This window comes from Flavobacterium cutihirudinis, assembly GCF_003385895.1.
Taxonomy (GTDB): Bacteria; Bacteroidota; Bacteroidia; order Flavobacteriales; family Flavobacteriaceae; genus Flavobacterium; species Flavobacterium cutihirudinis.
In genome coordinates this window covers 578,751-602,162 of the sequence record NZ_QRDQ01000008.1, presented here as the reverse complement: position 1 = coordinate 602,162, position 23,412 = coordinate 578,751, and the positions used below count along the sequence as shown (strand labels likewise).

The window sequence follows — 23,412 nt, the reverse complement described above, 5'->3', positions numbered from 1 at the left end:
ACCAACTATGAAAAAAATAACCTTAATTGCATTTGTTTTATTTATTGGCCTTGTTTCATCACAAGCACAAGTAAAAGTTAATCCAGGAATTAGAGGCGGTTTAAACCTTGCGCGTTTAACCAATATTGATAATAATAACATGAAATCTGATTATTACATTGGAGGTTTAGTTGATATTAAATTCAATAAATTATTCACTTTGCAACCAGAATTAACGTATTCAAGACAAGGTTCTGAAGGAATGATTTTTTATAATGGATTACCACCAGAAAAAACAAAATACGATTTAAACTATGTTACAGCTGGCGCAGTGGCTAAATTTTATTTTCATGGACAAGGATTTCATGTTTTGGCAGGACCATCACTTGATTTGAAAGTAGATGATAATTTTGGACGATACGGATTTGATCCTATCGATGTTGATTTGGCTTTTGTAGGCGGGATTGGCTATACATTACCAAACGGATTAACATTTGAGGCACGATTCAAACAAGGTTTGATTGATATTTACGGATACGACGATTTCGATAATGGAAATAATGATTACTATTACGACAACGTAATTTTAAATCAGGTTTTTCAATTTGGGATTAGTTATACTTTTAAAGTAAAATAAAAAATGGTTTTAAAAGACTTTTATAAAGTTCTTTCAGAAGAAAAAACGGGCGATTCGAAATATGTTTTTACGATTTTGGTCAATGAAAAACATGAAGTTTTCAAAGGCCATTTTCCTGGAAATCCAATTATGCCAGGTGTTTGCATGATTCAGATTATTAAAGAACTTACAGAGAAAATTACGCAGGAAAATTTAATGATTCAGACTTTGGCAAATGTAAAATTTATGGCATTAATTAATCCGGAAGTTAATCCGGAATTGCGCTTGGAACTTGACATTACAACAACCGAAGACAATTTGGTTAAAGTAAAAAACACCACTTATTTTAATGACACTGTTGCTTTGAAACTAAGCAATGTGTACAAAAAAATGTAATTATGAAACTGCTATTGACATTACTTTTATGGATCAATTTTGTGGGCGCTCCAGATTTGGCGTCCATTAGAAAAATGTATCCAAATGTTACAAAATCGGAAAGCAATGCCAAAGAATTTTCAGAAAAATTAGCGACGATTTCTGATGATGCAAATAAAACTTTAGTTGCCTATAAAGCCGCTTCAATTTTATTGGATTCTAATTTCAAGAAAAAATTAAAAGATAAAATTGACCGTTTTAAAGAAGGTGCAAAATTGCTTGAATCGACTATAAAAAGTGAACCAGATAATATCGAAATCCGAATGATCCGACTGAGCATTCAGGAAAATGTCCCTGGAGTTACGGGTTATAAAAAGAATATCAAAGAAGACAAAAAATATCTTACGGAGCATTATGCTGACCAAAGCGGTGTTTTGAAAGAATATATAAAAGACTTTATTTTACAATCAAAAAGTTTTTCTGAAAAAGAGAAACAATTTGTGAAGTAATCTAAAGCATAATTCCTCATGAAACCTATTTTACTTCAGCACGATTTACTTGATTCCGTTTCGTTTTGTGTTATTGTACCAACTTACAATAATCAGAAAACGCTAAAAAAAGTGCTAGATTCTATTTTAGATTATACTCAAAATATTATTATTGTCAACGATGGTTCTACTGATGATACTTTTGAGATTTTAAAACAATATTCGCAGCTTACGCAAATTCATCATCCAAAAAATTTAGGAAAAGGAAGAGCGCTCCGAAATGGTTTCAGAAAAGCATTAGAGCAAAATTTTGAGTACGCCATAACAATCGATTCTGACGGACAGCATTTTGCGTCTGACATTCCGAATTTTATTTCAGCAATTCAAAAAGAACCAAACGCGCTTTTGATTGGAAGCCGAAATATGACACAGGAAAATGTGCCGAAGAAAAGCAGTTTCGGAAACAAATTTTCGAACTTTTGGTTCAAATTTGAAACCGGAATTAAGTTAGAAGATACACAATCCGGTTTTAGATTATATCCATTACAACTACTTCCTAAGAAATTTTACACCAATAAATTTGAGTTCGAAATTGAAGTAATTGTGCGTGCAGCGTGGAAAGGAATTGTGGTAAAAAACATTCCGATTCAGGTTTTGTATGATCCTGCAGAACGTGTTTCTCACTTTCGTCCATTTCGTGATTTTACAAGAATCAGTATTTTGAATACGGTTTTGGTGACCAATGCATTGTTGTATATTAAGCCAAGGGATTTTTTTAGAAGAGCAAAAAAAAAAGGTTTTAAAAAGTTCTTTCTCGAAGACATTTTAGAAAGCAAGGATTCTAATTTCAAAAAATCGGCCGCAATTGCTTTAGGAATTTTTATTGGATTTTCTCCTTTTTGGGGTTTTCAGACTATTTTGCTTTTCACTTTTGCCGCTATTTTTAGACTCAACAAAGTCATTGCTTATTTGACTTCAAATGTGAGTTTTCCGCCATTTATTCCGTTTATTATTTATGCATCGCTTCAAGTTGGAAGTATTTTTGTATCGAGTGATGCTCCTTTAGTTTTAGATAGTTCAATCACTCTTGACGATATTCAGAAAAATGCTACGCAATATATTGTAGGAAGTCTTATTTTAGCATCCGTTTCGGCGCTATCAGTTGGCCTTATAAGTTATTTTCTTTTAACGACTTTCAGCAAGAAACAAATCGAATAAATTTTTGTCACAGATTAAAAGGATTAAATGGGTTTTTTTCTCTTTGTTTGCCACAAATTTCACGAATTTTCACGAATTAATTTATTTAAATTCTGAAATTGCTTTGTCATTGACTATCATTAGAATAGTAGAAGAAAAAACATTAATTTAAATTGTTTTTCCATTTTTAATTAGTGAAAATTCGTGAAATTCGTGGCGGAAAAAAAATCTGCGTAAATCAGTTAATCTGTGGCAAAAAAAATTAAATCATAATCATGCATCAATACTTTTACGCCATTCATTTATTTGTTAATCGAAGAAAATCGCTGTCGGTTTTTTTGGCGTTTTTGGTGCTATTGGTTTTCGGATTTTTTGCTTCTCAAATTAAATTTGAAGAAGATATAACCAAATTAATTCCCGCCAATGACAAAGCCGATGTTACGGCAAAAGTCTTAAAACAATTAAATTTTGCCGATAAAATAACCGTCATTTTCAAACTCGAAAAAAACGGTTCTGCCGAAGATTTAAAGGAAATGGCAACTGCGTTTTCAGACAGCGTTTCAAAATCCTGTAAACCATATGTTACCGGAATTCAAGGAAAAATTGACGAAGAAAACATTCAGGAAACAATCGATTTTGTTTACAATAATCTGCCTCTTTTTCTCGAGAATAAAGATTACGAAGCGATTCAAAATAAGCTTCAAAAAGACAGTATTGCAGCGACGGTTCAGGGAAATTACAAATCGATTATTTCGCCATCCGGATTTATCACTAGAGATTTTATTCAACGAGATCCTCTTGGAATTTCGTTTATTGCTTTAAAAAAATTACAGCAATTGAATGTTGGCGACGATTTTACGCTTGAAAATGGTTTTGTGATGACCAAAGACAAAAAGAAATTATTGCTTTTTATCACGTCAAATCTTCCGTCAAGCGAAACCGAAAAAAACACGCTTTTTGCCGAAAAGCTAAAATCGATTCAGGAAAATTTAAACCAGAAATATAAAGGTAAAACTTCCATCAGTTATTTTGGTTCGGCTTTAATTGCAGTTGCCAATGCGAATCAAATCAAAAGCGATATTGTCTTGACGACAACAATTGCGATGATTACTTTGATGTTGATTCTGATTTTATTTTACCGAAAAATATTAATTCCGCTGATTATTTTTCTTCCAACGGTTTTCGGAGCTTTATTTGCCGTTGCGTTTTTATACTTTGTAAAAGAACAGATTTCAGCAATTTCACTCGGAATCGGATCTATTCTACTCGGAATTACCATTGATTATTCCATTCATATTCTTACACATTACAAGCACAATAGCGATATAAAAACATTGTATAAAGATATTACAATGCCAGTAATCATGAGCAGTTCGACAACGGCGGTTGCTTTTTTATGTCTGCTTTTTGTAAAATCGGATGCATTGAATGATCTCGGAATTTTCGCGGCCGTGATTGTGATGGCAACTGGAATTTTCTCGCTTTTAATTGTACCGCATTTATATAAACCAAAAGAAAATCCAGCTGAACACAAGAAAAATGTCATTGATAAAATGGCGCATTTCTCTTTTCACAACAATAAAATTTTAATTGGTTTTTGCGTCATCATCACTATTATTTGCTGTTTTACTTACAACGATGTTGGTTTCAATAACGATTTGTCGCAATTAAATTTTGTTCCAAAGGAAATTAAAGAAGCTGAAAAACAACTGGAAGAAAGTACAAGTTTGACTTCAAAAACAATTTATGTTGCATCGTACGGAAAAAGTATGGACGAAGTTTTGCAGAACAACAGCCAGCTTTTTACTGATTTATCAAAAGAAAAACAGCAAAACAAAATCTTGAATTTCAGTTCTGTTGGTGGTATTATGCTTTCGCAAAAGGAACAACAACAGAAAATCGAAAAATGGAATTCGTTTTGGGATGCCAATAAAAAAGCACTTTTAAAATCGCAGTTAATTCTTGAAGGTTCAAAAATCGGCTTTAAGCCAACAACTTATACCAACTTTTTTGATCATTTAGATTTTAGTTTCAAACCTATTTCTGCAAATGAATATTTAAAAATTCAGGCTTTGCAGTTAAAAGAATTTGTGACTGAAAAAAATGGTTTTTACACGATTTCAACTTTAGTAAAAGTTTCGCCAGAACAACGAGACGCTTTTGTAAAATCGGCTTCAACCAAAAATAATTTGATTGCAATCGATCGTCAGCAAATGAACGAAACGTTTTTCAGCACTTTGAAAACCGATTTTAATTCGCTTGTCAATTATTCCTTTGTTGCTGTAATTCTGATTTTATTTTTCTTCTTCCGAAGAATCGAATTGGTAATCGTAAGCTGTATCCCAATTGCTTTAACCGGAATTGTAACGGCAGGAATTATGGGCATTTTTGGCATTCAAATGAATATTTTCAGCATGATTGTCTGCACGCTAATTTTTGGTCACGGTGTCGATTTCAGTATTTTCATGACAAGCGCTTTGCAGAAAGAATATACGAATGGAAAAAATGAAATTGCCGTTTACAGAACATCAATTATTCTGGCCGTAATCACAACAATTTTAGGAATTGGCGCGATGATTTTTGCCAAACATCCAGCGCTGACTTCAATTTCTTCAGTTTCACTAATTGGGGTTTTTGCAGCGTTGATTATCACGTTTATTTTCTATCCAATTCTTTTCAAACTGTTTATTTCGAATCGATCAAAAAATGGAAATCCGCCATTTGTTTTACGCACTTTTGCTCATGGAATCATTTCGTTTTTCTATTACGGAATGGGTGGAATTATCATGTCTGTTTTCAGTTTTACTTTAATGCCGATTTTGCCTTTAAGCGCTAAAACAAAAATGAAAGGTTTTCGATATGTGGTTTCAAAATTCATGAAATCGGTATTGTATTCAAACCCGTTTATACATAAAAAAGTAGTCAATAATTTTAATGAAACTTTCGAAAAACCGGCTGTAATTATTGCCAATCATTCTTCGTTTCTAGACATTTTGGCAATGGGAATGTTGAGTCCAAAAATTATTTTTCTGGTAAGCGACTGGGTTTACAACTCTCCTATTTTTGGTGGTGTTGTGAGAAAAGCTGGTTTTTATCCAGTTTCTGAAGGTCTTGAAGGCGGTGTCGAACATCTACGCAAAAAAGTTGAGGAAGGCTATTCTTTAATGGTTTTTCCCGAAGGAACTAGATCAGAAAATAATGTTATAAAACGATTCCATAAAGGTGCTTTTTTCCTGGCCGAACAATTTAATTTAGATATTCTTCCAATTGTGATTCATGGCGCTTCAGAGTTAATTCCGAAAGGCGATTTTGTCATTCACAACGGACAATTGACTGTTACTATTTTAGAAAGAATTACGCCTGAAAATCATTCTTTCGGAAAAAATTATACTGAAAGAACCAAACAAATCAGTACTTTCTTTAAGGCAGAATATCGCAAAATTCGTCAGGAATTAGAAGGTCCAGATTATTTTAAAAAGATGTTACAGCATAGTTTCGATTACAAAGAAATTGAAGTTGTAAACAGCGTCAAAAAAGATCTTAAAAAGCATCCTGAAACGTATTTTATTCTTGGAAAACAACTTTCGGCGAAAGCCAAAATAGTGCACATATCAAATGATTACGGTCAATTAGACGTTTTATTGGCATTGCAGGAACCACAGCGAAAAATTCATTCTTATATTTCTGATGAAGAAAAACGCGACGTGGCCAAAACCAATTATATCGTTAATAAGAGAAAAATATTTTATCTCGAAAATTTAGAAACACTGTCTGAAAATCATTTTGATGCTCTTTTAATTTCAGATGAAAATTCAGAAAATGAAATTCAGAAAATAATACTTCTCACTTCGTGCGTAATTTTAATGGATTGTCCACGTTTGAAAAACAGTTTGATTAACTTTGGTTTTGAGTCGGTTTTTGAGGAAAACGATTTGATTGTATTAAAGAAAAACTAAGATGAAAGAACATTACGACGTTGTAATTGTTGGCAGTGGCTTGGGCGGATTGGTTTCGTCCATCATTCTGGCTAAAGAAGGCTACAGCGTTTGTGTGCTCGAAAAAAACAATCAATACGGCGGAAATCTTCAGACTTTTGTTCGTGATAAAACCATTTTTGATACCGGAATTCACTATATCGGAGGTTTAGACGAAGGCCAAAATCTGCATCAATATTTTAAATATTTGGGAATTATCGACAAACTGAATCTAAAGAAATTAGATGAAAATGCTTTCGATATTATTTCTTTTGAAGATGATAAAACCGAATATCCGCATGCGCAGGGTTATGAAAATTTTGTTCAGCAATTAAAAAAATATTTCCCTGAAGAAGAAAAAAACATTTCCGATTATTGCGAAAAACTCAAAGCGATTTGTGATTCTTTTCCGCTTTATAATTTAGAATCAGAAGGAAAATATGATTCTGAAATTCTGACTTTAAATGCAAAAGAAACGATTGATTCTTTTACAGAAAATGAAAAACTGAAAGCGGTTCTGGCAGGTTCCAATTTTTTATACGCCGGCATTCCAGATAAATCACCATTTTATGTTCACGCCTTAATTGTGAATTCATACATTCAAAGTTCGTGGCGCTGTATTAATGGCGGAAGCCAAATTACAAAACAGCTTTTGAAACAGCTTAAAAAATATGGCGGTGAGTTTTATAAACACAAGGAAGTTACGCGTTTTGAAGTCGAAAACCACAAAGTGAATTCGGTAAAAATGAAAGATGGAACGCAAGTTTCAGGAACGTTTTTTATTTCGAATATTGAACCCAAAACGACTTTGAAAATGGCGGGCGAGGCAAACTTCAGAAAACCATTTTTTAACCGAATTCAAAGTCTTGAAGGCGTACTTTCGGCTTTTAGTTTGTATTTGGTTTTCAAGCCTGAAACTTTCAAATACATCAATCATAATTATTATCATTTCAAAAATAGTAGTGAAGTTTGGTCCGCGCATGAATACGACGAAAATTCGTGGCCAAAAATGTATATGGCTTCTATGAATGCTTCTAAAGAAGATGAAATTTGGGCAGACGGAATGACGTTTATAACGTACATGAAGTTTGATGATGTTTTGCCTTGGACAAATACTTTTAATACAACCGTCGAAAAAAATGACCGCAGTGAAAGTTATGAAGAATTCAAAGCCAGAAAAACAGCTAAATTTTTAGATGAAATTGAAATAAAATTTCCTGGAATTAGAGAGTGTATAAAATCGATTCATACTTCGAGTCCGCTTTCGTACCGCGATTATATTGGCGGTGATAACGGAAATATGTACGGTTATGTTAAGGATTCCAATAATCCGTTAAAAACCTTGATTCCGTCAAAAACCAAGCTAGAAAATTTATATCTTACAGGCCAAAGTATTAATATGCATGGCGTTCTTGGCGTAACAATTGGAGCGGTTGTAACCTGCTCAGAAATTGTTGGAAAAGAATATTTGATCAATAAAATCAATCAAACTGCCGAATAAAGTGAATTATGAAAAACCGAATTACATATCTTTTCTTCCTCGGTTTTTTGGGAATTCTAGTTTCCTGCGGTACATCAAAATCAAAAAATCATCAACCTGACATTTCCAGTTATAATGCAACAAAACCTGTTGTTACTAAAATTTCAGACAGCATTTTTATTTCAGGAAACAATTCACTTTTAAAAAACAAACAAGGTCTTTGGGAATTATATGCCGAAGGTGATCCGCTAGAAATTGGTCTCAACACCGGCGCATTATCTGATTCACTTTTGCAAAGACAGCAAACTATTTTCTTCTCCAAAATAAAAGACTTAGTTCCTTCGAAATTTGAGCAAAAAATGCTTCGTCAATTCTTGAAATGGTACAATCGAAAATTGTATGCCAATGTTCCTGACGAATATCAAACCGAAATTTTTGGTATTTCGCAATATACTTCCCATGATTTTGACAATATTGCGCCTCAATATCAGCGCGGTTTATATTTGCATGCGGCGCACGACATTGGGCACGCTTTGCAGGATTTGGCTTTAGTTGGGTGTTCGTCTTTTGCGGCTTGGGGCGAAAAATCGGAAGACGGGAATTTAATTCTCGGACGCAATTTCGATTTTTATGTGAATGATGCTTTCGCCGAAAATAAAATTATTGCGTTTATAAAACCGGAACAAGGAAACAATTTTATGATGGTTACCTGGCCTGGAATGATCGGCGCTGTTTCCGGAATGAATCAACAGGGTTTGACCGTTACGATTAACGCGGCAAAATCGGAAATTCCGTTGACAGCAAAAACTCCAATTTCTATTTTGACCCGAGAAATTTTACAACATGCTTCCACTATTGACGAAGCAGTCGCCATTGCAAAAAAGCGATCTGTTTTTGTTTCCGAGTCCATTATGGTTGGAAGTGCGAACGATAACAAAGCAGTTTTAATTGAAGTTTCGCCAAAAAAAATAGACGTTTATGAAGTTCCTAACAGCAATCAATTAATTTGTTCGAATCATTTTCAGAGTGAAGCTTTCAAAAATGAAAAGCGAAATCAAGCTCAAATTGCAGACAGTCATTCGCAATATCGTTTCGAAAGAATGGAAGAACTTTTATCGGAAAACAAAAAAATAAATCCGGAAATTGCTTCCGAAATTCTTAGAAATAAAAATGGTTTAAAGGATATTCCGCTTGGTTTAGGCAACGAAAAAGCACTGAATCAATTATTAGCACATCACGGAATTATTTTTAAACCGAAAGAAAAATTGGTTTGGGTTTCGGCGAATCCATTTCAGATGGGTGAATTTGTGTGTTATAATCTGGATTCTATTTTTAATGGAAGAAAAACAAATACTGCAATTTCATTTGAGCAGGAAAATTTAAATATTGCCAAAGATCCTTTTATAAAAACAGCAGCTTTTCAGAACTTTAAAAAATTTAAAGAAGAGAATCACCAAATGGATTTGTATCTTAAAAAAGAAGAAACCATTTCACCCGAATTTATTGAGCAGTATCAATCTTTAAACCCAGATTATTGGGTTGTATATTACAAAGCAGGGTTGTACTTTTATCAAAAAAAACAATTCCGTGCCGCTCAAATAAATTTTGAAAAAGCGCTGACGAAAGAAATTACGACCGCTCCTGAAAAAGCAAAAATTGAAAAATATTTAAAAAAACTCAAAAGAAAACTACAATGATTCCAGCAATAGAAAAAAATTCTTTAGACGAAATTAAAGTTTTTCAGGAACAAAAATTAACCGAGCTTTTAGCTTATATCAGTGAAAATTCTCCTTTTTATAAACGCCTTTTTGCAGGACAAAATATTGATATTTCAAAAGTAAAAACGCTAGAAGATTTACAATTTCTTCCCGTTACAACCAAAGAAGATTTACAACAATACAACGATGATTTTTTATGTGTTCCGCAACATAAAATTATCGATTACGCCTCAACATCAGGAACTTTGGGTGATCCGGTAACTTTTGGCTTAACTGATTCTGATCTTGATCGATTGGCTTATAACGAAGCAATTTCCTTTGCCTGCGCAGGAATTGCTGAAGGCGATGTTGTTCAGTTAATGACCACAATTGACCGAAAATTTATGGCCGGATTGGCTTATTTTTTGGGTTTAAGAAAGCTGAAAGTTGGCGTTATTCGCGTTGGTGCGGGAATTCCGGAAATGCAGTGGGATTCGATTTTAAAATACAATCCGAGTTACTTAATTACTGTCCCTTCCTTTCTTTTGAAATTAATTGAATATGCCGAAATTCATGGAATCGATTATAATAATTCCAGCATAAAAGGTGCAATTTGCATTGGAGAATCTTTGAGAGAACAGGATTTTTCAATGAATATTCTATCCAAAAAAATCACAGATAAATGGAATATTAAATTGTTTTCGACTTATGCTTCCACAGAAATGAGTACAGCTTTTACAGAATGTGAACATGGAAAAGGCGGTCATCATCATCCGGAATTAATTATTGTTGAAGTTCTCGACGAAAATAATATTCCTGTAAAAAACGGTGAAACCGGCGAGCTGACTTTTACTACTTTAGGAATTGAAGCAATGCCTTTACTGCGTTTTAAAACGGGAGATATTGTTCAGCTTCACAATGAACCTTGTGAATGCGGAAGAAATACATTGCGCGTTGGTCCCGTTGTTGGTCGTAAAAAACAAATGATAAAATACAAAGGCACAACACTTTATCCGCCGGCGATGAACGATGTTTTAAGCAGTTTTGATAATATCGAAAATCATTTAATCGAAATCTCAACTAATGATTTAGGCACCGATGAAATCTTGATTAAAATTGCCGTTAAAAATCAAACTCCAGAATTTCTTCAGGAAATAAAAGATCATTTCAGAGCCAAATTAAGAGTAACTCCAAAAATAGAATTCGCTTCAAAAGAAACTTTAAACCCTTTAGTTTTTAATCCAATGAGCCGAAAACCAATTCGGTTTTTCGACTATAGATCTTAGTATTAGGCACAAAGTGGCAAAGGTTCAGAGGGACAAAGGTTTATCTAATTGTCTGATAAAAAAACTTTTGCACCTTTGTTACTTTGAGCCTTTGTCCCTCGAATTGCACAAATTCGACTAAAAAGTTGTAATTTTGCAAAAAATTATGAAGATGGTCAAGATTGGCAACATAGAATTACCCGAATTTCCTTTACTGCTTGCTCCGATGGAAGATGTGAGCGATCCGCCGTTTCGCAGATTATGCAAAACGCACGGTGCTGACATGATGTATTCTGAATTTATTTCATCTGAAGGATTAATTCGTGATGCAATCAAAAGCAGAATGAAGCTGGATATTTTTGATTATGAACGTCCGGTTGGAATCCAGATTTTTGGAGGAGATGAAGAAGCAATGGAAATGTCATCTAAAATTGTTTCAACTGTAAAACCAGATTTAGTGGATATCAATTTTGGATGTCCGGTAAAAAAAGTAGTTTGCCGTGGTGCCGGTGCAGGAGTTTTAAAAGATGTTGATTTGATGGTTCGCTTAACAAAAGCGGTTATCAAAGGAACTGATTTGCCTGTTACGGTAAAAACACGTTTAGGCTGGGACGACAACTCTATAAATATTGATGAAGTTGCTGAAAGACTTCAGGATATTGGAGTTCAAGCTTTGACAATTCACGCAAGAACCCGTGCCCAAATGTATAAAGGTCATTCAGATTGGTCACATATTGCACGCGTAAAAAATAACCCAAGAATTACAATGCCTATTTTTGGAAACGGAGATATCGACAGTCCAGAAAAAGCATTAAAATATAAAAACGAATACGGAATTGACGGCATCATGATTGGTCGTGCCGCAATTGGTTATCCGTGGATTTTTAACGAAATCAAGCATTATTTCAAAACCGGTGAGCACTTGCCTGCTCCAACCGTAATTGATCGTGTTGAAGCTGCTAGAAATCATTTGCAATGGTCTATGGATTGGAAAGGCGAACGTCTAGGAATTGTCGAAATGCGTCGTCATTATACCAACTATTTCAAAGGAATTCATTCTTTCAAAGAATTCAAACAAAAATTAGTTACAACTGATGCTCCTGAAGATTTATTCGCTATTATGAAAGAAATTGAACAGGTTTATGCAGGATATGAATTTGCTTAAAAAATATAAAAAAGGCCTTCAAAATTTGAAGGCCTTTTTGTTTATTATACTTGAATACGTTTCCACTTTCCTCTTTTATAGAAAAAGATTCCGGCTAGAGTAATTGCGGTTTCAGCAACGGGAATAGCAATAAAAACTCCAGTTGGTCCCATGTTGAAATGTTTTGCCAATACAAATGCCAGCGGAATTTGGAACAACCAAAATCCGAAAAAATTAATTCCGGTTGGTGTCCAGGTATCTCCTGCTCCATTAAAAGTATTGATCAAAACCATTCCTATTCCGTAGAAAATAAATCCAATGCTCATTATTTGCAAAGCTTCAATGGCAACGGTTTTTACCTGTTCGTCATTTGTGAAAAACGAAATAATATATTGTCCAAAAACTAAAGTGATAATCATAATTGTCGCCATGAAAATCACATTATATCTTGCGGTCGTATAAACTGATTTTTCGGCACGTTCAATTTGTTTTGCGCCTAAATTTTGTCCGACCAAAGTCGCTGCAGCATTACTCAATCCCCAAGCAGGAAGAATAAAAAACATCATAATTCTAAGCGCAGTTTGATAACCTGCAGAACCATGATCGCCTCCAGTCGTCGCTACTAATTGCGCTAAGAAAATCCAACTGCAAGAAGCGATTACAAATTGTAAAATTCCCGGAGCTGCAATCTTTATTAAAGCTTTTATCTGTGTAAAATCTGGAGCGAAATATGGAATCTTGATTTTTAAAATTCCATCTCCGAAAAACAAATGATAAACTTGATACAAAACGCCAATGCTTCTTCCAAAAGTTGTTGCCAAAGCGGCACCAATCAATCCGAAAGCAGGAATTGGTCCAAAACCATTAATCAAAATTGGACATAAAATAATATTGCAGATATTGGCAATCCAAAGACTTTTCATTGCAATTGCAGCGTTTCCAGCTCCACGAAAAATTCCGTTTATCAGGAACAAAAGCATAATGCATAAACTCGATCCAATCATAATTTGAGTGAATCTAAAACCATGTTCGGCGGCTTCGACCGAAGCACCCATAAGTAATAGAATATCCTTGGCATAAATAATTCCCAAGATACTCATTACAGCGTTTACGGCGATTGCAACAATTATGGCCTGCATTCCGGCTTTTGCTGCAGCGATTGGATCTTTTTCTCCAATTCGTCTTGCCACGACCGCGGTTGCTGCCATACTCATTCCTATTGCCAGTGAATATATAATCGTTAAAACCGATTCTGTCAATCCAACGGTCTGAATTGCGAAACTGCTGTGTTCTAAATGTCCAACGAAATATAAATCGACTAAAGCAAAAACCGATTCCATCATCATTTCCAAAACCATCGGAATGGCTAATAGAATAACGGCTTTTTTTATACTTCCAGAAGTATAATCAAATGATTCGTCGCCTTTTAAGGCTTGTTTTAAAGTGGTGAAAATTTTAGAAAAGAAGCTTTTCTGTATGGTAGTTTCTGTCATGATAAGTTAGGATAAATGAAAAAATGTGCTCAGAAATAATAATCTGAACGAGAAGAAAAAACGTAAGTATCCTAATTATTCCAAAAAATAAAATAGGATTAGGCAGAAACAATCATATGCTCTAATTTTTTGAGACGATAAATATAGGGAATATTTTTTAGCCGGAAATATTAATCTAACAGCTTTTTACTCACACGGCTGCAAGCAATTAAGGAAGCCAAAAAGCCAAGCGAAATGATGGTTGCTAAGACAATTAATATGTTTTCAGTTGTAAAAACAACCGGAAAAGCTAAAGTTGGCGTAATCATAATGAGCTCGTATTTTTGCTGCAGCAATACAAGAATAACTCCTAATATAAGTCCAATTATACCGCCAAAAACACTCAGCAAAGTTCCCTGAAGCAAGAATATTTTTCGGAGATGGCTAATTTCTGTTCCCAGATTAAAAAGGGTTTTTAGGTTTCCTTTTTTCTCTAAAATCATCATAATTAAAGCACCAATCAAATTAAAAAGTGCTACAATGATGACCAATGTAAAAATCAGATAAACAGCAATATTTTCCGTATTTAGCATTCTATACAGCGATTCGTTTAGCTGTGCTCTGTTTTTAAGCGTGACTTTATTTTTGAAAATAGCCTCAAGTTTTGCTCTGACGGCACTTTCATTTGCATTTTCTTTCAGATTAAATTCAAGTCCAGAGATTTGATTGGTTTTATACTCCAATAATTCCTGTACCAAACCTAAATCGGCAAAAACATATTTTGAATCCAGATCTTCGCTAATGGAATAAATTCCAACTGGTAAAACGTCCGTTTTTGAAAAAGCATCGGCCGGATTTTCAATTGCCCCTTTTCCGGGTTTCGGAGCAAATATCTGAAGTGGATTTTCGAAATCAAGAATTCCTAAAGAAAAATCACGCGAAATTCCATAACCAATTACAACTTGATAAGTGTCTGGTTTTGGCCATTGTCCGGTGAAGAGCTTTTTTTTGATATCGTTGACTACGGGATAATTTCGGTCGACACCTTTTAAATAAGTAACTTTTTGTTTGTCTTTAAACAAAAACAAAACACGTTCTTCAATAATTTTAGTATACGAAGCAACGCCTTCAATTTTCTTGATTTCACTTTCCTGATCCGGTGTAATCAAAAATGATTTTCCGTACGTACTAATCAGTTTTAAATCCGGATCTATTTCGTTTGTAAACGAAAGACTAAAAACCTTTAACCCACTAAAAACAGATAAAACCACAAACAAAGCCATTGTACCAACGATGATTCCCATGCTGGCAATATAATTTATGATATTAATAGCATTGTTTTTACTTCTGCTAAAAATATAGCGTTTGGCTATGTAAAGTGGGAAATTCAATTTACGATTTTCTTCTTTTCTCTAAAAGATCACGATTTTCAATTGGGTTTTCTTTTCCTGCCAAGGCATTGTCAATTTTTTCGATATAATCTAAAGAGTCATCGATAAAAAATACCAGATTTGGCACACGGCGCAATTGCAAACGTACACGCTGCGATAAATCGTGTTTTATAAGAGTTGTATTTGATTTTATTGCTTCTAATGTTTCTTTGGCTTTTTCCTGCGGAAAAATACTCAAATATACCGATGCCACAGACAAATCTGTAGTAACACTTACTTTGGATACTGAAATTATCAAATTACTAATTCCGTTTTTTCGCACTTCACCTTGCAAAATATCAACCAAATCCTGCTGGATGACACCGCCTATTTTTTTCTGTCTATTTGTTTCCATACTGCAAAAATACTATTTTTAAATTCAATCGCTCAATTTCAATCCATTTATAGATTGATTTTTCTGACTACGCTGCCTTTCCATTCTAATTTAAGACTTATTTCGTATTTCTGCAATTAAATAAAAAACATTTAAACATCTTATTTTCAGACAGTAAACTGATAAAAATCATATTTTGTTTCCTTCAGTTTTTAGATCTTTGATAGAAACATTACAACTTATTTACCATGAAAAAAAGAGAACCAATAAGTCATATTATGACTAAAACCGTAGTGACTGCAAATGAAAAAGATGATTTAAAAACAGTAGTTGAAAAATTAAAGAAAAATACAATTCGACATATTCCAATTGTGAAAGGTAAAGAGGTAATCGGTATTATCAGCCGTACTGACATTAACCGACTAACATTTGGCGCTTTGTTTGAAGGACAAGAAGGTGCCGATGAAGCTATTCTGGATATGTTAACCGTTTCTCAGGTCATGACTTCGAAACCAAGAACTGTTTCGTCTGACATGATTATTAGAGATTTAGCTGAAATTTTTACAAAAGAAGATTTTCACGCCTTGCCAGTTGTTGATGATGGGCAACTTCAAGGAATTGTAACTACAACAGATGTCATTAAATATTTATTAGAACAATACGATTAATCAAAAATCATAAAAAAAGGGAGCTTAACGGCTCCCTTTTTTTATCTGTTTTGCAACCATCCTTCCGGATTGTTGTTTGATGTATTTTGAAGAATCAAAAACTTGATAATTGTTTTTCCAGTATCTCCGCTGGTTCTTACTTTTCCGATACTTTGCTTAATACTTACTTTTTCTCCTTTGCTTACAAATACCTGACTTAAGTTTTGATACACAGTAAAATAATCTCCATGCTGAATCATAACGGCTCTGTTGATTGGAGACAAAACAATTACACTCGAAACCTCACCTTCAAATACCGCACGGGCAGTTGCACCTTGTTCTGTGGTAATTTCAACTCCTGAATTATGTACCGTTATCGAAGGATGAAGTGGGTGCGGCTGATCTCCGTAACCTAAAGAAATAAATCCTTTTTCAACCGGCCAAGGTAATTTTCCTCTGTTTGCTTTGAAGTCGGCAGCTAGAATTTTACCCTCTGGTGTTAATGCAATTTTTGATGAAGAAACCGCAGCAGACGAAGCTGTTGATCCCGGATTTTCTTTTGCTCTTTCTGCCGCAGCTTTTCTATTAGCTTCAGCAATCGCCTCACGAATCAAACGATCAATTTGTCTGTCAATTCTCTTTGCTTCAGCCTGTTTATTTCTGGTATCCGCAATGATTTTATTTTTATCTTTTTTAAGAGCGTTAACTAACTTTTGTTGTTCTTTCTTTTCAATTTCTAAGCTTTGCTTTTCTTTTTGGTTTTCAGCAATGATCTTTTTCTTAACCTGTCGCTGTCCATCCAATTTCACATTAAAATCAACTAGTTGAGCCGTTTTTGACTGAATTTCTAAACCTTGATTCTTTCTGAAATTTGTATATTGTTTTAAATATTGTGCTCTTTTATAAGCCTGTAAAAAACTTTCAGAAGACAAAATAAACATGGCACGACTTTGTTCAGAACGGCTTTTGTATGATTTTAAAATCATTTTAGCATAATCTGCTTTCAAAACTGCCAATTCTTTTTTCAGTTTATTAACCTGAACCTGGTTAATATACATATCATTGCTTAAAAGCTTTTCTTGTCTTGCGGTTGTATTTATCAGTTTTTCTTTCAGCTTAATTTTATTAGCCTGAATCATAAAAACATTTACTGCTGATTTTTCTTGTTTCTTTACAGACTGCAGCATTTTTTCATTGTCTCTAATTTCTTGCTGAATTTGCGCTTTACGCTGTTCAAGTTTTTCTTGCTGCGAATCCTGTGCCCACATAAATGTGGAGGCACAAATAAAAATTAGGCTTAGGAGAAATTTTGGCATGTTTCTGTTTTCTTTTTGCAAATTTACTTAATTATAACTTTTTTATAACCACTTGGAACACTATATGGAAAAGAAAGTTCTTCATTAAATGAAATATTATTATAGTTCAAATTAATATTAGTTTTACCTTTTGGCTGTACCGCATTAATTTCAATATTTGTTGGAAGCGTTCCCTGATCAAATGTTTTACTATCAGAATACATGATTTCAAGCATTATGTTTTCTGAGGATTGTGAAATTTCTTCTTTCTGAATTAAATATTTTTCAGGGTCCAAGTAAAATACTTTTTTCAGTTTATCGTCTTTTTCATCTTCTAATCTAAAAAGATTTTCAACGATAGTTTGAGTATATTTTCCTTTTCTTAAATCATCAAGTGCTTCTCCAACCAACAAATTTTGTACTTTGCTGTAATCCAATTCTGTTCCTAGCCATTTGCTAAGGCTTGTAAAATCGCCCTCATAATACGTTCCTTTGATTTTTTCATAGTAACTAACAGTCGTTGGCGTGATCAAAGCTTTTGCCATTGTAATTCCAAGAAAGCGAACGCTTACTAAAATCTGTTTGTCTTTTTCGATTTTGATATCAGCAGTAACATTCTGACTCTGTTTCTCGTCTTCATATTTTGCACTCGCTTTTATGTTTAAAGTCGAAAAATCTAACTTATTGTTATAATGTTTTTCAATTGCTTTTTTATCTTCTTTTGGTGCTTCTTCTGTTTTAGTATTGTTATTCTGTACCGCCACGGCTTTCGATTTACATGAAATCACAAATACGGACAGTACCATAACTGCTATATATTTTTTCATCTTCTACTTCTTTTGTTTTAATAACTCGCTAGCCTTCAAAAAGTATTCCTCTTTTTTCTTTGCATCTCCTAACCCATTGTAAGCCTCTCCTAACTGAATATTAAAATTTGATTCTAGCGTTTTATCATCGACCACATAATCAAGTCCCATTTCTAAAACGGTTTTTGCATTCTTAAATTGCTTTAACTGATTGCTTCCCAGTCCTGCATAATAATAAAATTGAGGTTGGCTTGGGTAAATTTCAATCATATTCATTGCTCTTTTGGTCATCGGTTCAAACTGTTTTGCCTTTGTATATGCTTCAAGCAAAAGCAAATTGGTTTCGCGATCTGTGTCTGAATTCGCTTCTAAATCTTTTTCATAATATTTAATTGCATTTTCGAACTGACCTTTACTATGATAAAATTTTCCAATTTCTTTTGCAACGTCAACATTTGGATCATTATCAAAATACGAAATTGCTTTTTCCAAATCTGGAGCATATTGCGGATTTTTATCAGTGTAAATCAAAAATTCATTTAAAGTTCGATGTTTAATTTTTGAATCAATTTTTGAACTTCCTAAAATAATATTCATTGACTTAATTGCTTTGTCAGCCTGATTTGCATCCAAGTATGTTTTAAATAAACTTACTTGTGCCCATTCAGAATTTGGAACTTCTTTTGCTAATTGTTTCGCAACTTCCAAAGCTTTATCATTTTCGTCTGATTTTGAATATAAAAAAATCAAATTGATGTAATTTGATTCCTCTTTCGGATCCTTTTTTATCTGATCGATCAAATTAGAAATCTCCGCATTCTGATATTTCCCTTGCGAAAGAATCTGCATTTTATAACGATCTCGATCTTCCGATTTCCCGAATTTATCGTTCATTTCGTTAATCGCGACAAGAGCTTTATCAAACTGATTTGTAATCATATACAATGAAATCAAATCGTCTTTGTATTCCTCGTCAAAAACAATAATTTTCTGAATAGTTTCTATCGCCAACGGGTAATTCTTGGTTTCATAACTTACGTCATAGATTCCAAGCCAATACCATTTATTTTTGGGATTTAATTGTGTAGCTTTTTCGAAAGCAGTATTTGCATTTTGATACTCTCTTAATAAGAGATAATTTTTTCCTAATTCAAAATAAGCTACATCATCGTTAGGTTTTAGTTTGATACATTTCTCCAACGATACAATGGCTTTATCATAATTCTCAATTCCTTTTTGTTTTAAAGATTCATAAAAAGCGTCCTGATATTCGTCTGGCACCATAGCAATATCTTCAGGTTCTGTCTGCGCCAAAACCGAATTTGAACTGCCAAGCAGAACAAAAAATAATATTACTAAAATGCCTTTTTTCATCCTTTTTTATAATTTCATTTTTAAACCAAAAAGAAACTTTTGAAACTCTTTTCTATTCTAAAACCGAATAATCTCCAATGCTAATGCTCGTAAACTTTCCATCATAACTAACATGATTTCCAATCATCGCATTGTCTAAGTTAGCGTTTTTTATTTGAGAATTAGTTTGTATTAAGCTATTTTTAATAGAACTGTCTGTTACTCTGCATCCTTTTCCTATTGAAACATTTGGCCCAACTGTTGTGTTTTTAAGCACAACATTTTCTCCAATATAACATGGCGGAATAATTGTCGCATTTTCTAAAGTTACATTATAGTCAACCAAATGCTCGCCATCATTATGTAAAAAACCAAGCATTCTACTGTTAGTTTCAACTGTAACATCTTTATTTCCGCAATCCATCCATTCGTCAACACTTCCGGTTTTGAAAACTTTTCCGTTTGCCATCATAGCCTTAATTCCATCGTTGATTTGGTATTCACCACCATTTTGGATATTATTATCCAAAACGCCTTGAAGTTCTTTTTTCAAATCTCCAACTTCTTTGAAATAGTAAATTCCGATAACCGCAAGATCGCTTACAAACTCCTTTGGTTTTTCGACCAATTCTACAATTTCATTATTCTGATTTAGTTTTACAACACCAAAAGCTTCAGGCTGCTCCACTTGTTTTACCCAAATTACAGCATCGGCAGAAGGATCCAATTCAAAATCAGCTCTGATTAAAGTATCCGCGTAAGCGATAACTGCAGGACCAGACAAAGATTCTTTTGCACACATAATGGCATGACCCGTTCCTAATGGTAAATCCTGACGATAAATAGACGCTTTTGCTCCAAGTCCTGTAGCCAAATCTTGTAAACTTTCTACAACATCTTCGCCAAAAAAAGCTTCATCACCCAAAATAAAAGCAACTTCTTCGATTGGTTCTTTTAATATTTTGGCAATATCTTCAACTAAACGATGAACGATACTCTTTCCTGCAACCGGAATTAATGGTTTTGGAACTGTTAATGTATGTGGTCTAAGTCTCGAGCCGCGGCCCGCCATTGGAACTATTATTTTCATTTTTGTATTTATTTTTTAGGGGAAGATTTAGAAAATCTTCTTGAGTTGGTTCTTGTTTTTTATTCGCAAAGTTCGCAATCCCCTTAACTATCTGGTTTCGCAAAGAATGCTGAATTATTTCATATTAAGATTGCAAAGCAAAGAACTGATTACTGTAACTGCGACTGAAAACTTATTTCACTCCAGTACTTCCAAAACCGCCGGCACCTCTTGATGTTTCTGAAAGTTCTTCCACTTCAATCCACTCTGCTCTTTCGTGTTTTGCGATAATCAATTGTGCGATTCTTTCTCCGTTTTCAACTACGAATTCTTCATTTGATAAATTTACCAAAATCACACCTATTTCACCTCTGTAATCAGCATCAACAGTTCCGGGAGAATTTAAAACTGTAACTCCTTTTTTCGCAGCCAGTCCGCTTCTTGGTCTTACTTGTGCTTCGTAGCCAATTGGTAATTCTATAAAAAGTCCCGTTTTTACGATAGTTCTATCTAAAGGTTTTAATGTAATTGATTCCGTTAAATTCGCACGAAGATCCATTCCTGCCGAAGCAATTGTTTCGTAGTTTGGTAAATCGTGTTGTGATTTATTGATAATTTGAATTTTCATTTTTAAGTATAAATTTTAAACGTACTTATTTCTTTAATATTCCTTTTATAGTATCTTTTTCATAATGATAAACCATATACATAAAGATTAGAAGAAGCGGGATTCCAACATAGTATTTCTCTCTAAATCCATAAAATGAAATTATCGAAAATAATATCGAAACGCCCAAATAAGCACCAATTTTGTTCATATCATAAGGAATTGGGTAATATCTATTTCCTAAAACATAAGAAATAAGCATCATGCTGCCGTAAGCAGAAATGGTTGCAATTGCAGAACCATAATAACTGTATTTTGGAATCAGAAGGTAATTTAAAACCAAAGTTACAATTGCACCAACAATAGAAATGTAGGCTCCAATTTTTGTTTTATCTGTCAGTTTATACCACACTGATAAATTGTTGTATATTCCTAAAAAGAAGTTTGCCAATATAATAAGAGGCACCACTTTCATAGCTTCCCAATAAGACTTATCGTTAAGTAATAAAATTTTTAAAATATCTGCAAAAACAATAACACCCAACAAAATCAATGATCCCAAAATCACGAAATATTTTGTAATTACGGCGTATGTTTGTGGAGCATTTTCATTCTTTGCGTGGCTAAAAAAGAAAGGTTCAATTCCTAATCTGAAAGCGGTTGCAAAAAGAACCATAAACAAACCTAATTTATAACATGCTGAATAAGCACCAACTTCAGATTTTGCCAAATTTTCAGGAAGTAAATATCCCAGAAGGATTTTATCAAAATGCTCATTTACAGCAAATGCTAATCCGGCAACCAAAATAGGAAGTCCGTACTTCATCATTCTTCTCCAAAGTTCCGGATCAAATTTTCGTCCCAGCGAAAGATAATTTGGCGAAAGCACTACAAAAGTTGCTAAACTGGCTAAAAGATTTGCAATAAAAATATAGGCAATTTGGAAATTCTCAATATATAAATTATCCCAAACTGAATTAGGATTTGAAGCTGCCAACTTTGGCAAATACATCAAGAAGAAAATGTTTAGCAATAAATTAATTACCACATTTCCAATCTTAATTGCGGCATAAACCATCGGACGCTGATTGGCTCTCAACTTAGAAAAAGGCACTAAAACCAAAGCATCCAAAACCAAAATCCAAACGGAATAAGTGATATACTGCACATCAACTTCAGCCCAGGTTGCAAGTGTATTTCTAAAAATTAAAGCGGCAAACAAAAACCCTATTGAGGACCAAAAAATTGAAATTGTCGAAGTTGCAATTACATTTTTCTTATCGTCTTCGGCACTATAAAATCTAAAAAATGCGGTTTCCATTCCGTAAGAAAGAACTACATTAAAGAAAACCATCCAGGACAAAACAATCGAAACTTCTCCGTATTCAGCTGTTGGTAAAATACCCGTATATAATCTGACCAATAAAAAACTTAGCATTCTCGGCAAAACCGTCGCTAATCCATAAATTGCAGTTTGTTTAAATAGATTTTTATATAATCCCAAAATAATTTTATAATAAAGTTCGTAAAACAAAAATAACCAATTCTTTTGTTTATTATTGTTTTTACCGGTTCAATAAAAGGAGTTAAGTGCTTTTTTATTGGGTCAGTTTATTTTCATCCAAAACTTTCACAAAATGAAACCCTTTTGGGCCATAACCTTGATTATAGTAAAAGCGATGCGCACCAAAATTTCCGGTAAAAGCATCTAAAACAATACTGCTACAACCTAAATCTAAAGCTTTCTTGTCAATATAATCAGTTAACAATTTACCAATTCCTTTAGATCGATATTCCGGATTAACAACAAAATTATCTATCTCTAGGTATTTACCTGTCCAAAGTTTCGTTGCCGACCAACATCCTGTTATTCCCAAACAAATATTATTATCAAAAACACCAATCTGGACATAATTATGTGGAACCATTTCTTCAAGAAATGATCCATATTTTTCTATTGAAATTTTAGGATAGAGAAATCGCATGGTATCAATTTGTTCCAGCATTTCGTCAATTGTAGTTAGTTCGCGTATTTGAAATTCCATAGTATAAAAAGTAAATTTCAAAAATAATCAATTTTTTCGACGTCTATCAAACTATACCAAAAACAAGTAATATGTGAAATCTATAAGAAACAAAAAAAATTATATAATTTTTCCAACCAGTTCTCTACTAACTTTGTAT

At 33.6% G+C, this 23,412-nt stretch carries 20 protein-coding genes; 10 read left to right on the top strand and 10 right to left on the bottom strand.

Translation table 11 applies throughout. The annotated features are described in order from the left end of the window. The first annotated feature begins 7 nt into the window (after nt 1-7). From BD847_RS08360 to dusB, 9 genes are all read left to right on the top strand, one after another. On the top strand, nt 8-616 hold the full coding sequence (locus tag BD847_RS08360) for a porin family protein (protein WP_115887835.1): 609 nt from the start codon (nt 8-10) through the stop codon (nt 614-616). A 3-nt stretch (nt 617-619) separates the two neighbouring features. Then, nucleotides 620-991: a hotdog family protein gene (locus BD847_RS08355; RefSeq protein WP_115887834.1), complete on the top strand. Its 372-nt coding sequence runs from the start codon at nt 620-622 to the stop codon at nt 989-991. 2 nt (nt 992-993) lie between these two features. After that, entirely contained in the window at nt 994-1,479 is a 486-nt protein-coding gene (locus BD847_RS08350; RefSeq protein ID WP_115887833.1) for a hypothetical protein, read from the top strand. A gap of 18 nt (nt 1,480-1,497) precedes the next feature. Continuing rightward, nucleotides 1,498-2,676 (top strand): DUF2062 domain-containing protein, encoded by a 1,179-nt coding sequence (locus BD847_RS08345; RefSeq protein WP_115887832.1) that lies wholly within the window; start codon nt 1,498-1,500, stop codon nt 2,674-2,676. 254 nt (nt 2,677-2,930) lie between these two features. Then, nucleotides 2,931-6,611 (top strand): 1-acyl-sn-glycerol-3-phosphate acyltransferase, encoded by a 3,681-nt coding sequence (locus tag BD847_RS08340; protein ID WP_115887831.1) that lies wholly within the window; start codon nt 2,931-2,933, stop codon nt 6,609-6,611. Nucleotide 6,612: 1 nt separating this feature from the next. Continuing rightward, nucleotides 6,613-8,130, top strand: coding sequence for a phytoene desaturase family protein (locus BD847_RS08335; RefSeq protein WP_115887830.1), 1,518 nt, complete (start codon nt 6,613-6,615; stop codon nt 8,128-8,130). 8 nt (nt 8,131-8,138) lie between these two features. Continuing rightward, on the top strand, nt 8,139-9,806 hold the full coding sequence (locus BD847_RS08330) for a C45 family autoproteolytic acyltransferase/hydolase (RefSeq protein ID WP_115887829.1): 1,668 nt from the start codon (nt 8,139-8,141) through the stop codon (nt 9,804-9,806). Beyond that, entirely contained in the window at nt 9,803-11,092 is a 1,290-nt protein-coding gene (locus BD847_RS08325) for a phenylacetate--CoA ligase family protein (RefSeq protein ID WP_115887828.1), read from the top strand. Before BD847_RS08330 ends, BD847_RS08325 begins: the two co-directional genes overlap by 4 nt. A 151-nt stretch (nt 11,093-11,243) precedes the next feature. Next, nucleotides 11,244-12,236, top strand: a complete 993-nt coding sequence (gene dusB, locus BD847_RS08320; RefSeq protein WP_115887827.1) for a tRNA dihydrouridine synthase DusB — start codon at nt 11,244-11,246, stop codon at nt 12,234-12,236. Between the two features lie 44 nt (nt 12,237-12,280). Here the strand turns inward: dusB and BD847_RS08315 are convergent, their stop codons facing one another. The 3 genes from BD847_RS08315 to rbfA form a co-directional block, all read right to left on the bottom strand. Continuing rightward, nucleotides 12,281-13,708, bottom strand: a complete 1,428-nt coding sequence (locus tag BD847_RS08315) for an MATE family efflux transporter (protein WP_115887826.1) — start codon at nt 13,706-13,708, stop codon at nt 12,281-12,283. Between the two features lie 170 nt (nt 13,709-13,878). Beyond that, nucleotides 13,879-15,078 carry an ABC transporter permease gene (locus BD847_RS08310; protein WP_115887825.1) on the bottom strand — a complete coding sequence of 400 codons (1,200 nt, stop codon included), beginning with the start codon at nt 15,076-15,078 and terminating at the stop codon, nt 13,879-13,881. Nucleotide 15,079: 1 nt separating this feature from the next. Further along, nucleotides 15,080-15,472: a 30S ribosome-binding factor RbfA gene (rbfA, locus tag BD847_RS08305; RefSeq protein WP_115887824.1), complete on the bottom strand. Its 393-nt coding sequence runs from the start codon at nt 15,470-15,472 to the stop codon at nt 15,080-15,082. 227 nt (nt 15,473-15,699) lie between these two features. On the opposite strand from rbfA, the gene BD847_RS08300 reads away from it, so the two are divergent. Continuing rightward, the gene (locus BD847_RS08300) at nt 15,700-16,119 is read left to right on the top strand and encodes a CBS domain-containing protein (RefSeq protein WP_115887823.1); all 420 of its coding nucleotides are present in this window, start codon (nt 15,700-15,702) and stop codon (nt 16,117-16,119) included. 41 nt (nt 16,120-16,160) lie between these two features. Here BD847_RS08300 and BD847_RS08295 read toward each other — a convergent pair whose 3' ends face one another. The 7 genes from BD847_RS08295 to BD847_RS08265 form a co-directional block, all read right to left on the bottom strand. Continuing rightward, nucleotides 16,161-17,414 (bottom strand): murein hydrolase activator EnvC family protein, encoded by a 1,254-nt coding sequence (locus tag BD847_RS08295; RefSeq protein WP_115887822.1) that lies wholly within the window; start codon nt 17,412-17,414, stop codon nt 16,161-16,163. Nucleotides 17,415-17,437: 23 nt separating this feature from the next. Continuing rightward, nucleotides 17,438-18,220: a DUF4292 domain-containing protein gene (locus BD847_RS08290; protein WP_115887821.1), complete on the bottom strand. Its 783-nt coding sequence runs from the start codon at nt 18,218-18,220 to the stop codon at nt 17,438-17,440. A 3-nt stretch (nt 18,221-18,223) separates the two neighbouring features. Next, a complete protein-coding gene (locus BD847_RS08285) occupies nt 18,224-19,573 on the bottom strand; it encodes a tetratricopeptide repeat protein (RefSeq protein ID WP_115887820.1) in 1,350 nt (449 codons plus the stop codon). A 52-nt stretch (nt 19,574-19,625) separates the two neighbouring features. After that, a complete protein-coding gene (locus tag BD847_RS08280) occupies nt 19,626-20,642 on the bottom strand; it encodes a sugar nucleotidyltransferase (RefSeq protein WP_115887819.1) in 1,017 nt (338 codons plus the stop codon). A 172-nt stretch (nt 20,643-20,814) separates the two neighbouring features. Continuing rightward, nucleotides 20,815-21,249 carry a dUTP diphosphatase gene (gene dut, locus BD847_RS08275; protein WP_115887818.1) on the bottom strand — a complete coding sequence of 145 codons (435 nt, stop codon included), beginning with the start codon at nt 21,247-21,249 and terminating at the stop codon, nt 20,815-20,817. A 25-nt stretch (nt 21,250-21,274) separates the two neighbouring features. Further along, entirely contained in the window at nt 21,275-22,732 is a 1,458-nt protein-coding gene (locus BD847_RS08270) for a lipopolysaccharide biosynthesis protein (RefSeq protein WP_115887817.1), read from the bottom strand. 94 nt (nt 22,733-22,826) lie between these two features. Next, nucleotides 22,827-23,273: a GNAT family N-acetyltransferase gene (locus BD847_RS08265; protein WP_115887816.1), complete on the bottom strand. Its 447-nt coding sequence runs from the start codon at nt 23,271-23,273 to the stop codon at nt 22,827-22,829. Between the last annotated feature and the right edge of the window lie 139 nt (nt 23,274-23,412).

What these genes read in the sequence shown, in the direction of transcription:
- BD847_RS08350 (WP_115887833.1), top strand. Translation starts at nt 994, where the DNA reads ATGAAACTGCTATTGACATTACTTTTATGGATCAATTTTGTGGGCGCT.
- BD847_RS08325 (WP_115887828.1), top strand. Translation starts at nt 9,803, where the DNA reads ATGATTCCAGCAATAGAAAAAAATTCTTTAGACGAAATTAAAGTTTTT.
- BD847_RS08330 (WP_115887829.1), top strand. Translation starts at nt 8,139, where the DNA reads ATGAAAAACCGAATTACATATCTTTTCTTCCTCGGTTTTTTGGGAATT.
- rbfA (WP_115887824.1), bottom strand. Translation starts at nt 15,472, where the DNA reads ATGGAAACAAATAGACAGAAAAAAATAGGCGGTGTCATCCAGCAGGAT.
- BD847_RS08315 (WP_115887826.1), bottom strand. Translation starts at nt 13,708, where the DNA reads ATGACAGAAACTACCATACAGAAAAGCTTCTTTTCTAAAATTTTCACC.
- BD847_RS08285 (WP_115887820.1), bottom strand. Translation starts at nt 19,573, where the DNA reads ATGAAAAAAGGCATTTTAGTAATATTATTTTTTGTTCTGCTTGGCAGT.
- BD847_RS08295 (WP_115887822.1), bottom strand. Translation starts at nt 17,414, where the DNA reads ATGCCAAAATTTCTCCTAAGCCTAATTTTTATTTGTGCCTCCACATTT.
- BD847_RS08300 (WP_115887823.1), top strand. Translation starts at nt 15,700, where the DNA reads ATGAAAAAAAGAGAACCAATAAGTCATATTATGACTAAAACCGTAGTG.
- dut (WP_115887818.1), bottom strand. Translation starts at nt 21,249, where the DNA reads ATGAAAATTCAAATTATCAATAAATCACAACACGATTTACCAAACTAC.
- BD847_RS08290 (WP_115887821.1), bottom strand. Translation starts at nt 18,220, where the DNA reads ATGAAAAAATATATAGCAGTTATGGTACTGTCCGTATTTGTGATTTCA.
- BD847_RS08345 (WP_115887832.1), top strand. Translation starts at nt 1,498, where the DNA reads ATGAAACCTATTTTACTTCAGCACGATTTACTTGATTCCGTTTCGTTT.
- BD847_RS08335 (WP_115887830.1), top strand. Translation starts at nt 6,613, where the DNA reads ATGAAAGAACATTACGACGTTGTAATTGTTGGCAGTGGCTTGGGCGGA.
- BD847_RS08340 (WP_115887831.1), top strand. Translation starts at nt 2,931, where the DNA reads ATGCATCAATACTTTTACGCCATTCATTTATTTGTTAATCGAAGAAAA.
- BD847_RS08265 (WP_115887816.1), bottom strand. Translation starts at nt 23,273, where the DNA reads ATGGAATTTCAAATACGCGAACTAACTACAATTGACGAAATGCTGGAA.
- BD847_RS08280 (WP_115887819.1), bottom strand. Translation starts at nt 20,642, where the DNA reads ATGAAAATAATAGTTCCAATGGCGGGCCGCGGCTCGAGACTTAGACCA.
- BD847_RS08355 (WP_115887834.1), top strand. Translation starts at nt 620, where the DNA reads ATGGTTTTAAAAGACTTTTATAAAGTTCTTTCAGAAGAAAAAACGGGC.
- dusB (WP_115887827.1), top strand. Translation starts at nt 11,244, where the DNA reads ATGGTCAAGATTGGCAACATAGAATTACCCGAATTTCCTTTACTGCTT.
- BD847_RS08360 (WP_115887835.1), top strand. Translation starts at nt 8, where the DNA reads ATGAAAAAAATAACCTTAATTGCATTTGTTTTATTTATTGGCCTTGTT.